At 55.7% G+C, this 13110-nt stretch carries 9 protein-coding genes; 7 read left to right on the plus strand and 2 right to left on the minus strand.

Annotation, left to right across the window (positions count from 1 at the left end; genetic code table 11):
- The first annotated feature begins 104 nt into the window (after window positions 1–104).
- From BLT38_RS03465 to BLT38_RS03490, 6 genes are all read left to right on the plus strand, one after another.
- The gene (locus BLT38_RS03465) at window positions 105–3521 is read left to right on the plus strand and encodes a POTRA domain-containing protein (protein ID WP_231966714.1); all 3417 of its coding nucleotides are present in this window, start codon (window positions 105–107) and stop codon (window positions 3519–3521) included.
- A complete protein-coding gene (locus BLT38_RS03470) occupies window positions 3521–4315 on the plus strand; it encodes a peptidylprolyl isomerase (RefSeq protein ID WP_083343932.1) in 795 nt (264 codons plus the stop codon). Before BLT38_RS03465 ends, BLT38_RS03470 begins: the two co-directional genes overlap by 1 nt.
- The gene (locus BLT38_RS03475; protein WP_083343933.1) at window positions 4315–8688 is read left to right on the plus strand and encodes a translocation/assembly module TamB domain-containing protein; all 4374 of its coding nucleotides are present in this window, start codon (window positions 4315–4317) and stop codon (window positions 8686–8688) included. The genes BLT38_RS03470 and BLT38_RS03475 overlap by 1 nt, the downstream gene beginning before the upstream one ends.
- 45 nt (window positions 8689–8733) lie before the next feature.
- The gene (locus BLT38_RS03480; protein WP_083343934.1) at window positions 8734–9504 is read left to right on the plus strand and encodes a BON domain-containing protein; all 771 of its coding nucleotides are present in this window, start codon (window positions 8734–8736) and stop codon (window positions 9502–9504) included.
- A gap of 44 nt (window positions 9505–9548) precedes the next feature.
- Entirely contained in the window at window positions 9549–10439 is an 891-nt protein-coding gene (locus tag BLT38_RS03485) for a UbiA-like polyprenyltransferase (protein ID WP_083343935.1), read from the plus strand.
- A 77-nt stretch (window positions 10440–10516) separates the two neighbouring features.
- Window positions 10517–11194 (plus strand): GDSL-type esterase/lipase family protein, encoded by a 678-nt coding sequence (locus BLT38_RS03490; RefSeq protein ID WP_083343936.1) that lies wholly within the window; start codon window positions 10517–10519, stop codon window positions 11192–11194.
- 66 nt (window positions 11195–11260) lie between these two features.
- Here BLT38_RS03490 and BLT38_RS03495 read toward each other — a convergent pair whose 3' ends face one another.
- Together BLT38_RS03495 and BLT38_RS20425 are read right to left on the minus strand one after the other, a co-directional pair.
- A complete protein-coding gene (locus tag BLT38_RS03495; RefSeq protein WP_083343937.1) occupies window positions 11261–11599 on the minus strand; it encodes a CsbD family protein in 339 nt (112 codons plus the stop codon).
- A gap of 134 nt (window positions 11600–11733) precedes the next feature.
- Window positions 11734–11883 carry a lmo0937 family membrane protein gene (locus tag BLT38_RS20425; protein WP_156784997.1) on the minus strand — a complete coding sequence of 50 codons (150 nt, stop codon included), beginning with the start codon at window positions 11881–11883 and terminating at the stop codon, window positions 11734–11736.
- Window positions 11884–12010: 127 nt separating this feature from the next.
- Here BLT38_RS20425 and BLT38_RS03500 point away from each other — a divergent pair, with 127 nt between their 5' ends.
- Entirely contained in the window at window positions 12011–12907 is an 897-nt protein-coding gene (locus BLT38_RS03500) for a prephenate dehydratase (protein ID WP_231966715.1), read from the plus strand.
- Window positions 12908–13110 lie beyond the last annotated feature (203 nt).

The following is a 13110-nucleotide window of genomic DNA, read 5'->3' on the forward strand; positions in this document are numbered from 1 at the left end:
GTAAAGCATTTGTTTACGCCTTCATGCCAAGCGTAGCTGCCTGAAAACAGGCATCATGGCAATAGGGCTGAGAGTCTTCTGGGGGAGCAGGAACGCTGGTGCTGGTGAAGCTGTGGACAGGTGGGATTGCGTTGCGACGGAAGGCATTGTGCTCGGCGGGCTTGATGGTCCTGTCGAGTGCTGCCCTGACGATGTATGCGCAGGAGCCGAACGGACAGCCTTCGAGCGCGGCGACCTCTGGTAACCAACAGCAACAGCCGGCAGCAGGTGCACCGCAGCCCGTTCCCGGTGGCGGCAAGACCGTTCAGGTGGTTCCCGGAAAGACGAATGCCGCTGGCGATGTAACAAGTGGCACCAGCACGGCGGGAACGACCGCAGGCGCTGCAGCACAGGATGCGGCCCAGGAACAGAATGCGCAGGCGGGAAAAGCAGCCGACAATGCAGTCGCCGGTGTCTGGGCTTTGCGCGGTAGAAAACTGCACGCCATCGAATTTGAAGGGGTCGAGTTTGGTGAGAACGATCCCTTGCCACAGAAAGAACTCGGGTTAAAAGCTGGGGATACGATCTCTCCTGACAAGGTTCGGACAGCGACTCGTCGACTGTTTCTTACTGGCTTGTATCGCGACATCGAAGTACGCAGCATCGTGAACAGCGACGGCAGCGTGACGCTGCTATACGTGGGAACGCCTCGCTACTTTGTGGGTCGTGTGCATATTCAGGGCGTGCATTCAGAGCGGATGACTTCGCTGCTGGAAGCGGCCTCAGAGTTGCAGCCCGGCCTGCCGTTTACAAATTCGCAGGTTCGCACGGGTGAAGAGGGAATTCGACAGACGCTGGCGCAGAACGGTTACTACGCTCCGGTGGTTCACTCGGCAACGGAACATCTGCCGGATGGCAAGCAGGTGGATGTCTTCTATCTGGTTGATGTGGGTAAGCAGGCACTGGTGGGCAATGTCACGGTGAATGGCGATCCCGGCTTGTCGGTTGATGAATTCCGAAAGCGCAGCAAGCTGCAAGAAAAGAACAAGACGCTGTTTGTCTTTAAGACGAAGAACAAGGTCACGCGCGATACGGTGGGCAATGGGTTGACCCGTCTACGCAAGTACTACCAGAAGAAGGATCGGCTGGAGGCTGCGATTGCTCTGGAAAAGAGCCAATATACGGCAGACCGTCAGCAATTGGATTACACCTTCCGCGCCTTCCAGGGGCCGCAGGTCAAGGTGACCATCGATGGTGCGAAGGTATCGAAGTCACGACAGAAAAAACTACTGCCCATCTATGAAGAGAGCGCTGTCGATAACGATCTGCTGAACGAAGGCGCGCATAACATTCGCGAATTTCTGCAGCGGCAGGGTTACTTCGATGCTGAGGTGACACCGGCTGTACGCGGTGTTCCGGATACGCCGACGTATGCAGAAGATGGTACGCCGCTACCGCCGCCGAGCAACTTGACGGAGACGGTGACGTTTCATGCTGTTCCCGGAAAGAAATACAAAGTGATTGCTGTGAATGTGACCGGCAATAAGTATTTCGAGACGGACAACATTAAGGAACGCATGCAGGTGGTGAAGGCAGATAATTACGTCCGCTCTGGACGTTTCTCGCCTGTGCTGCTGTCCAACGACATTGATTCCATCACGTCGCTCTACATGGCAAATGGCTTCACAAAGGTGAAGATCACGACGAATGAGAAGAAGAGCGATGAAGACAAGAAGATAGGCTCGATCACTGTGAATCTTCATATTGATGAAGGCTCGCAGCAGAAGTTTGGCAACATCACGCTGACCGGCGTGGATGATGCTCGTGCAGAACAGATGAAGGCGCTCATCACTGCGGAGACGAATCAGCCTTTCGCCCTTGCGAATGTCTCGAACGATCGCGACAACATTCTGCAGTCCTATCTTTCCAAGGGTTTTGACCAGGCAAAGGTTGAGGTGCGGCAGGCAGTACGCAAGGATGACACAACGCGTACGGACATTACTTATCTTGTGACCGAAGGCGAGCAAGTGAATGTAGATCGCGTATTGATCTCTGGCGTTCACCATGTACGACAGAAGCTGGTGGATGATCAAACGTTGCTGAAGCCGGGAGATCCGCTGGACGAAAGTGCCATCGTCGAAATGCAGCGCCGCTATTACGATCTTGCATTGTTTAACGAAGCGAATGTTGCTGTGCAGAATCCGGAAGGCCTTGCGGATCGCAAAAACGTGTTGGTGCAATTGACTGAGGCAAAGCGCTGGGATGTAACGTATGGCGCGGGCTTTGAAGCGCAGCTTTCCACGCCGCAACCCAACTGCCGTGCTCAGCAATCGATTGGCAATACGACGTGTTCGCCGGAAGGCAAGGCTGGCGCATCGTTCCGAGTTTCTGCCGATGTATCGCGCATCAACCTATTCGGCACGGATCAATCGCTGGCATTCCACGTAACGTATGGCCTGCTGGAGCGCATTGCCACGGCAACGTGGACTACTCCAAAGTTCCTTGGCCGTCCGAATTTCTCAACGCAGGTGAGTGGTGGCTATTCCAACGTGCAGAACATTTCCACGTTTAAGGCCAGCACACTGCAAGGCTTGTTCCGCCTAACGCAAAAGGTTCCCAAGGCAGACACCTTTATCTATGACTTCACCTATCGGCGCGTGTCGGTGGATCAGAACAGTTTGCAGGTAACGGCAAACCTGATTCCGCTGTTGTCGCAGCCGGTGCGTGTGGGTGGCCCCGCATTTACGTGGTTCCACGACACACGCGCACCCCTGCAGCTTGATGCGCAGAAGGGCATGTATCTTTCGTTCACGGATTTCTTGGCGAGCGGTATCTTTGGTTCGCAGACGGACTTCAACAAGGTGGATGTGACTTACTCCTCGTATTACACATGGGGCAAGAAGAGGAAGTACACGTTTGCGCGGAATACGCGCTTTGGCGTGGAGACGACGTCTGGCGTGAATCCGAACGCAGGCATTGAGGGCTGCCAAGGGAATTTGCTGAATACGAACGCTTCCTGTAACTCGGTTCCACTGCCGGAACGCTTGTATGCAGGTGGCGCTACATCGCATCGTGGTTTCGGTATCAACCAGGCAGGACCGCGAGATTTGACCACGGGCTATCCGGTCGGCGGTTCCGCTGTACTTATCAATACTCTCGAACTGCGTATGCCAGCGCCGGTGCTGCCACTGGTTGGTGAGAGTGTTTCGTTTGTTCTCTTCCATGACATGGGTAATACATTCCTGCATGTGGGCGACGTGTTTCCGTCCATTGCCCGTTTCCATCAACCGAACCGCGATACGTGCCGCCAGGTGTCAGGCTTTGTTACGGTGGGCACTTGCGACTTTGCTTATTTCTCGCATGCGGTGGGACTTGGCGCGAGATACAACACGCCCATTGGGCCAATTCGTCTGGATGCAGCGTACAACCTGAATCCGCCGATTTATCCCATCATTGATGACTACACGCAAGCCGTGCCCACGCACCATGTGGGACAGTCCAGCCACTTCCAGTTCTTCTTCTCGATCGGCCAGAGCTTCTGATGACGCGCTTTTATCCATTCCGTTTCGATATCGCGAATTGCCTGCTGGCCGTTGGCATAGCGTCTGCGAGCGTCCAAATGCTCGCACAAAAGCCTGCGCCGAAGTCGGTGGAGCAGGGCAAGTCGCAGACGAAGGAACAGGTGCGTGCGGATGCACATAAGCTGCCCGCTGAACGCGGTCAGGTGGTCGATCGCATTGTCGCCATCGTGAATGGCGACCTGGTGCTGGAAAGCGATGTCGAGGAAGAAGAGCGTTTCTCGAAGCTGTATCCCTATGGCGAGGATGAAACGAAGCCGCCGCGTGAGCAGGCCATCACGCGTTTGATTGATCGCACTCTCGTGGTGCAGCAGCTTGGTGGTTTTCCGCAGGTTGCCATTTCCGATGATGAAGTCAATAAGGAAGAGGCTGATCTACGCAAGGACTTGCCCGCATGCGCACATGCGGATTGCGCAAGCGAAGCGGGATGGAAAAAGCTTTTGGAGCAATCGGGATTCACGGAAGAAGAGCTGCATGATCGCTTGAAGTTGCGCGCACAAGTGACGCATTTCATTGAGCAGCGTTTCCGCAGCGGCATCCGTATTGGCGATCAACAGATCGAGGACTATTACAACAACACGCTGTTACCGCAGTATGCGAAGCAGAAGGCGACTGCACCGCCGCTGGATTCCATCCGCGACCGGATTGAAGAAATTCTTTTGCAGGAGCAGGTAAGCACGCTGCTGGATTCATGGCTAAAGACGTTGCGCGACTCCGGACACGTTCGCATGATGCAACCGAATGAGGAGGCGCCCTGATGACATTGCTGGACGCGAATACTCCTCCGCCGAATGAAAACGCACCTGCGCCAAAGAAGTCGCGTGGGTGGCGCATCACCGCATGGATTACGGCTTCCGTGCTGCTGCTCGTGGTACTGCTGGTTGTCGGTCTCGGTATATACACCACGACAGATGATTTTCAGAATCGCGTACGCACGCAGTTGATCGCTACCCTGGAAGATGCCACCGGCGGCAAGGTGGATCTGGCAAAGGTGCAGTTCAGCCTGATGCATCTGGCAGTAGAAGCTGATGGGCTGGTCATTCATGGGCTTGAAGGACCCGGTGAAGCTCCGTATCTTTCGGCGGATCGCATCCTGGTGCGCATCACGCTGAAGAATCTATTCGCGCATGCGACGGATTCCAAGGGCGCGATGAAATACATCACGCTGTCGCTGCTGCACGTGGACAAGCCGCAGATCCATCTGATCGTGGACAAGGACGGTAACACCAACCAGCCTGTACCTAAGACGAAGAGCACCAGCAACGAGCCAGTAATGGATACTCTGTTGGATTTGCAGGCTTCGAAGGTGGAACTTGCGGACGGTGTTGCACTGCTGAATGATCGCGCGATTCCGTTTGATCTGGCGGCGCGTGATCTTGGTGTGAACGTGCACTACATCACGCGCACGGATCACTACGGTATTGATGTTGGTGTAAGTGACATCCGTACGCGGATGGATAAGATGCCGGAGGCGCAGTCACGGCTGAAAGTAAAAGCTGAGATTGGCCGCAAGCTCATCAGCATTCAACAGCTGAGTTTTGATACCGGGAAGAGTTCTCATCTGGATGCGACCGCGCATGTGGAGAACTTTGATAACCCCGTCTGGAATGTGACTGTGAAGGGCAATGTAGAGGTTCCGCAGATCTCTGTGTTGAGCGGTTTCCCAGGGCTTACAGAAGGCACAGTCGATCTTGATCTTGCGGGACACTCCTGTGCTGTTGCACCGCAGGAGGCGCAGAAGAAGCCGCGCTTCTGGCAGCGTCGTAACCCAAAGGCAAATCCTTCCAGTACAAAGACACTGCCGCCTACTCCTGAATGCGAGAAGGGATATCTGATGGTGGGCAGCGCGAAGCTGCACACGGTTGGCTATCACGATGAGTATGTGGTCGTGAATGGAGTGAATGGTGGCGCGGCGTTGAAAGTAACGCCGACGGAGCTACTGTTTAATGCGATCGCGCTGGACCTTCCCGGTGGCGGCACGATTGCTGGTGACATGCGCATCCACAACTGGCTCGGAGAGGTTCCACCGGACGCGCCTGCTCAATCTCCCACGGTTATCGCTGGACAGAAGACGGCGAATGCAACTGCGAAGATTGCGAATGCCAAGCCGCCCGCGACGGGCTCTCTGACGATTGCGCCGGTTGAACGCGCGCATGCCTACATTGACGTGAAGCTGGCGGGCATTTCGCTGCGAACGATTAATGAGGTCACTGAACCACGTCACTATTCTGACCTGGGCATTGATACGGCCGTGAATGGTCCTGTGCATGTGGAGTGGGGCGGAACGACGAATGATTTGCCGAGCTCAGTGATTGTGGCTGCTGATCTGAAGCTGGCGCCACAGAACCTTCACCGCCGCGGTGCGATACAGAATATTCCGCTGAATGGCGTGGTGAAGGCGACGTATCGCGGATCCAACGAGACTGTTGCGATTCAGCAGTTGGAAGCTCATACGCCGGCATCGACGATTCAAGCAACGGGAACACTGGGTGTTGCTGGTGGCGATCGGCTGACAAGTCTGAACCTGATTGCAGACTTCCGTGATTTGTCTGAGTTTGATTCTGTTTTGAACACCGTTGGCTACGAGAGCAATGGCAAGAAGGGAAGCGCTGCACTGCCTGTGGCGCTGCATGGCGATGCGCACTTTCAGGGCGTTGCCTCAGGCCCGATTGCTGGACTGGATATCAAGGGACATCTGCAGGCCAATGATCTGACGGCACATCTCGGCAGTGCGGGTGATGTTGCGATTGATTCGCTTGTTGCCGATGCGGAGTATTCGCCGTCTGGTGTGACGGTTGCGAGTTCAACGATTCATCGTGGCACGGCGGTCTTGAATGCTTCGGGTGTGGTCAAGCCTCACCGCGTGGTGAAGCGTCGTGAAGTGTCGTACGAGTTTGACGATCAGACTGAAGTGCAGGCGAAGCTGCAGCTTGCAGATGCGCAGATTCATGACGTGCTGGAAATTGCGGGTCAGGGTGCGCTGCCTGTTACAGGTGTGATCGCTGTGAATGCCAATGTGAATGGAACCTTTGGCAATCTCATCGGTGACGGAACGTTGTCGTTGCGCAATGGTGTGGCGTATGACCAGCCCTATGACTCGGTAACGGCGAATGTTGCGGTGCGTGGTCAGGAGATATCCGCATCCACGCTGGATGTGAAGGCGCAGGGCGCGGAAGTTACCGGCAACGGTAGCTATGACCTGACGTCGAAACACGTTAAAGCTCATCTGCAGGCGAACGATGTTCGTTTGTCGAATCTATTGGTGATCCGAAAAGCAGGGACACCGGTGGATGGCGTGTTGACGTTACGCGCCGATGCGGATGGAACGCTGGATGCCCCCGGATTGAATGCGCACCTGCAACTGGTGAATGCAACGTACCAGAAGAAGGCGATGGGGCAGTTGACCGCGGACGTGAACAGCAGCGGCAACACGATCTATCTAAAGGCCCATAGCGATCTGTTGACCGCGAAGCTGGATGCAAATGGTCAGTTGCAGCTGGTGGGCGACTATCCCATGCAGGCGCATGCCACTTTCAGCAATCTTGATGTCGCTCCGATATTGAAACTCACAGACTCTTCGTTCGAAGCGACTTCTGTGATCGCTGGCGAACTGAATGTGAGTGGTCCAGCGAGGAAGCCTGCGGCGCTGAATGGGGCGCTCACCGTAAATCCGCTGCAGGTCACCACGCAAGGACTTACCTTTACCTCTGCTGGGCCGATGCATGCCTCGTTGACGAACGGAACGGTGCGGCTGGATCAACTTCACATCACCGGCCCTGAGACGGATCTAAATGCTTCAGGCTCTGTGCAGGTGTTCTCTGCGGACGGCAAGCCATTGCCTGCCCAGGGAGGCGCGATCAATGCGCAGGCGAACGGCAGTCTGAATGTTGCACTGGCACATCGGTTGAAGCCGCAGGTGATTGCGTCTGGCATGGTCAACTTCAACGTGACGGCCAGCGGAAGTAGGTCGAAGCCGAACCTGGGCGGCAAGATGACGTTCAGCAACACGAACATTGCGTACGACACGATTCCGAATGGATTGTCGAACATTACTGGAACCGCAACGTTCACGGATGACCGGCTAGTGATGGACAACGTCACCGCCACCAGTGGCGGCGGTCGCATTAAGCTGACGGGATTTGTACAGTTCCGTGGTGGCTTGTTTGCAGACATGACAGCGACAGCAACTGCGGTCCGTGTGCGCTATTACGGCGTGTCCGCAACGATGAATGCTTCGCTTCGGCTGCAGGGTTCGGGCGATGGCGCATCGCTTTCTGGCAACATCCTGATCACGCGCTTTGGTCTTGCGGAGACATTTGACTTTGCTTCTGTCGCAGGCAGCACTGGCGATGTGTCGGCACCGCCTGACCCAGACTCGTTGTTGAACAAGATTGTTCTGAATGTTCATGTTCAGTCGTCACCGGCGTTGGATTTCCAGAACAGCTACGCGCGTATTGCGGGTACGGTGGACCTGTCATTGCGCGGCACAGCGGCTGTTCCGGCTGTGCTGGGCAAGGTAACCATCAATGATGGTTCGGCAACGTTCTCGGGGACGAAGTATCAGTTGCAGCGCGGTCAGATTTACTTCAACAATCCGATCCGCATCGATCCTTTAATTGACCTGGATGCTACGGCGCGCGTGGAGAATTACGACGTGACCATTGGTGTTCACGGCACGTCGAAGAACTTCAAGCTGACGTATCGGTCGGAGCCGCCGTTGTCGCAGGCGGATATCTTCAACCTGCTGGCGCTGGGTCGCACACAGGAAGAGGCTGCGATTAATACGCAGCAGCTTCAGCAGCAGGGGCAGGATCCTACGACGAATGCGCTGTTGGGAGGAGCCTTGAACGCGACCGTCTCCAACCGCGTAAACAAGCTGTTCGGCGGCAGCGGCAAGGTGAAGATCGATCCTGCGTATGTAGGAACGATTGGCGCATCTTCGGCTCGCATTACGGTGGAGCAGCAGGTAACGCGGCAGATTACGGTGACCTTTGCAACCAGCATCAATACGTCGGCACAGCAGTTAATTCAGTTGCAATACCAGTTGAGCGATAACAAATCGATTGTGGTTACGCGCGATGAAAATGGCGTGTTCTCCATGGTGTACAAGATTCGCAAGCGGTATCGTTAGAGCAACTTTGCCGGGTAATCCGGGTTTGTCTCTTTGGAGATGGAAATGAAGATCAGATCAAATGCGGGAATGGTGTTGGCGCTGGCAGCCGTGATGATGCCTACGCTCGCGCTGCGTGCTCAGGCGAAGGTGCCGGATGCGCAGATTCAGTCAGACGTACAGAAGTCGCTGGATAACAAACAGTTCCATGATGTCCATAGCACCGTGAAAAACGGCATGGTGACGTTGACCGGCAATGTGGACCTGTACGCCACAAAGGAAGACGCGGAACACAAGATTCATCACAAGAAGGGCGTTGTCGCCGTGCAGAACCTGATCCAGGTGCAGGGTGGCAGCGAATTGTCCGACGTGCAGTTGCGCGACAAGCTTGCGGAGAAGCTGGCGTATGACCGTGTGGGTTATGGCACAACGGCGTTTAACAGCTTCACCATCGGCGTGCAGGGTGGTGTGGTTACGCTGGGCGGCGTAGCTTATGGTCCTACGGATAAGGATTCGGCGATCTCGTTGGTGTCCCACTATCCCGGTGTGAGGGATGTGGTGGACGATATTGAAGTGGCGCCGCTATCCCCGAACGATGATCGAATCCGTTTGTCTGCGGCACGCGCTATCTACGGTTTCCCGTCGCTCCAGCGGTATGCAATGGATCCGGCTAAACCCATCCGCATTACGGTGGTGAACGGCGACATTACGCTGACCGGTGTGGTAGATCGGCAGGCGGATAAGGACGCTGCAGGCATCCGGGCGAACAGTGTTCCGGGAGCCTTTAAGGTGACCAATAATCTGCAGGTTGCCGGGGAATCGGCCGGCGAAAAGTAACGCAGTGGATTGCAGCAGGCGTGCGGCCATACACTAAGAGGTGTATGGCCGTTTCGCTTGCACACACATGGCGCAGTACGCGCATTACGCTGGAGATGATCAAGTGGGAACACTCGATCTTTGCGCTTCCTTTTGCCCTGACCGGCGCAGTGCTAGCCGCGGGTGGATGGCCGCATGCGGTGACACTGCTCTGGATCGTGGTGTGCATGGTGTCGCTGCGTACAGCGGCGATGGCGTTTAATCGCTGGGCCGATGCCGAGATTGACAGCCTGAATCCTCGCACCAAGATGCGCGCCATTCCCGCGGGCCTTTTGTCGAAGGGATTTGTGGCGATGTTCACCATCGTCTCGTTGGCGATCTTTTTGTTCGCTGCGGCGATCCTGAATCACCTGACGCTGCTGCTGAGTCCGATTGCGATTGTGGTGGTGCTTTCGTATAGCTACATGAAACGGCTCACGCGTTGGTCGCACCTGGTGCTTGGACTGGCGTTGGGCATTGCGCCTTCAGCTGCTTGGATTGCTGTGCGAGGCACGCTTGATCCGCGCATCATTGTGCTGACCGGTGCGGTATTGCTGTGGGTTGCTGGTTTTGATGTGCTGTATGCGTGCCAGGACTTTGAGCACGATCGCACGCATGGATTGAACAGTGTGCCGCAGGCATTCGGTGTGCAGGGCGCGTTCTTGTTGGCTCGGCTGATGCACGTGCTGATGCTGGGATTGCTGGCTTGGCTGGTGGTGCTGTTTCACCTTGGCCCGATTGCGATTGCGGGTGTGGTGTTGGTGGCAGGGCTGCTGCTCTATGAGCACAGCCTGGTTTCACCCAAAGACATCAGTCGCATGAATGCTGCGTTCTTCACGCTGAACGGAATCATCTCCGTAGTGTTCTTTATTTCTGTGGCTGCGGATATCGCTGTACGGAACCTGCAGAGCCGCTAAAGATATCGCTATCGCAGAAGTGCATCGTTTAACCTGCCTGTGGCTGTTGTAAGCAATCATGGCTGTGGGGAGAGGCGATGCGCGCTGCTGCGTTGATGATGATGTTTGTGGTGTCTATCGCTGGGTTTGCGCAGACAGCGCCTCCTGCAAACTCTGCTGAAGCTGACTTCTCTCAGAGTCGTCGATATCACGATGCCAATGCGACTGCGAAAGCGCGAGTAGTGTTTCTTGGTGATTCGATCATGGATTACTGGGGTAGTCACAACGGCAAGTGGTTCGCTTATACGGGTTGGATCAACCGAGGCATTGGCGGCCAGACCACGCAACAATTGCTACTCCGAGAGCGCCACGATGTGTTGGATCTTCACCCTCAGGCGGTGGTGCTGGAAGGCGGCAGCAACGACATGCGGCTGGGATTTTCGCCGGAGGAGATTCGCGACAACGTTCTCTCTATGGGCGAGCTTGCGCAGGCGAATGGATTGAAGGTGTACGTCGCGCAGATGACGCCAGTGTGTGATTGTGTGAGGGTGCTAACGGGATTGCGCACGGTGGAACACATTCATCATTTGAATGAACTGCTGGTAGCGATGGCGCAGAAGAAACATTGGGATGTTCTGGATTTCAACTCGCCGCTAGCGGATGCCGAAGGGAAGATGCGTGCCGAGTTGACTGTGGATGGAGTGCATCCGAATGATCGCGGATATGAGTTGCTAGCTCCTGTTGTGGAGCGTGCGCTGGCTGGTTATACCAAGTAATTTCGCAGCGATGAAAAAGAGACGGCGGGAAGATATCTTCCCGCCGTTGTTATTAGTGCAAGGTTGTTATGCGGAGCGACGAAGGTCGTCACGCTTGATCTGCTCGCGCGTCTTCATTTCATCCATTTTGCTGTTTACAGAGTCTTTGATGTTCTCAACGCCCGCTGCAAATTTGTCGCGCGCTGTTACGGGTTCTCCACTGACTACGTCCGCACGTGTCTTGGCGGTCTTTTGCATCTCGTGGACGGTGTCCTTCGCATTTCCCCACGTTTCCTTCGCGGCACCCTTTACACGATCTTCTGCGCCTGCATTGGCGAGGTCGTGGCTGCCTACTGCGTTGCCCACTGCTTCTTCTGCCTTGCCGAATGCATTCTGCATCTTGCCCTTGATCTGATCGGTGTTCATCGTTTTCTCCTTCGCATTGATGCTGCGTTCTTACGCGAACGATGGGTATGATGCAGCGCGGAATGGAAAAGGCCACCGCATGGTTGCGATGGCCTTTCATGAGTTTCAAAATGTCGCGTTGATTTTTACAGGGCCTAAAGAGATCTGCGTCCCGCCAGAAGATTGAAGATCAGCGAGATGATCGCGAGCACGATCAGAATATGAATCCAGCCACCGACGGTATAGCCGCTGACGAGGCCCAGCAGCCACAGTACAAGCAGAATTACGGTAATTGTCCAAAGCATCGTCGACTCTCCAGATGCCCTGGCCAGCCGGGCCGGGGCGGGGAATTAGTGTGTACCAACGCCATGCGTGACATGACGTTTGCAGCCACATCAACATAGTTGCCGGGTAAACTTGGCGAGTTGTCCCTTGCGCGAAAACAATGTCGATTTCGCGCGGCGCATGCAGGAGAAGAGTGAGTTGAAGAAGATTGCTATCCAGGGAGAGCCGGGTTCCAATAGCCACCTGGCAACACGTCAATTGTTAGGCGAAGTGGAATTGGTGCCGTGTGCGCTGTCCGTGGAAGTGCTGGAAAAACTCACGCGTTCCAAGGAGGCGGATGCGGCTGTACTGCCGGTGGAGAACAGCCTGCATGGCGCGGTGGCAGATCACTCCGATCTGCTGCTGCGTTACGGCGTCCAGATTGTGGCCGAGTGCTCGCTGCGGATCCGTCATGCGTTGATGGCTGTACCGGGCGTGACCCAGGAGCAAGTGAACCGGGTGCTGTCGCATCCGGTGGCGTTGTCGCAGTGCCGCAAGTTCTTTATGGAGCATCCGGCGCTGGAAGCCGTCCCGTTCTATGACACGGCGGGTGCGGTCAAACACCTGATGGCAAACCACGTAACGGACGCTGCCGCGATTGCCGCTCCGTTTGCCGCGGACGTGTATGGCGCGGAGATCCTGCGCAGCGGCCTGGAGGACGATCCGAAGAACTTTACCCGGTTCTTTATGCTGACCCGGAAAGAGGATGCAGAGGCACTCCGTCCGGCGGGATCGGTGGTCAATAAGTTGTCTCTTGCGTTTGACTTACCGCATCGGCCGGGGTCGCTGCTGGAGGCGCTGAAGGAACTGGTGGCCGCCGGGGCAGACTTGACCCGGATTGATTCGCGGCCGGTCCCTGGACGGCCCTGGGAATACACGTTTTTTGTGGATTTGCGGATTCCTTCGGCCGAGGCAGCCGACACGATTGTGGCCGGATTACGCCAATCCTGCCGGGAAGTGGTGGAATTGGGCCGGTATGAGGCAGCGGTGCTTCCTGAGGAGTAGACTTCCGCTGCGCTCGAATGCGGCCTCCATTTGCGGCGAAATAAGCGCAAATCGAGCGGCAAAGATTTGTGCCAAAGCATCCATTCTGAAGACGGCAATTTTTGCCGATAGGCAGTTCAGACCCTCATAGATCCGGTTGTATTTGCCGCTTTCTGGACCCCGGATGAATCCATGCGTGACTTGAGGCATCAGATGTGTGAATA

It is taken from the genome of Terriglobus roseus, from assembly GCF_900102185.1.
GTDB lineage: Bacteria > Acidobacteriota > Terriglobia > Terriglobales > Acidobacteriaceae > Terriglobus > Terriglobus roseus_A.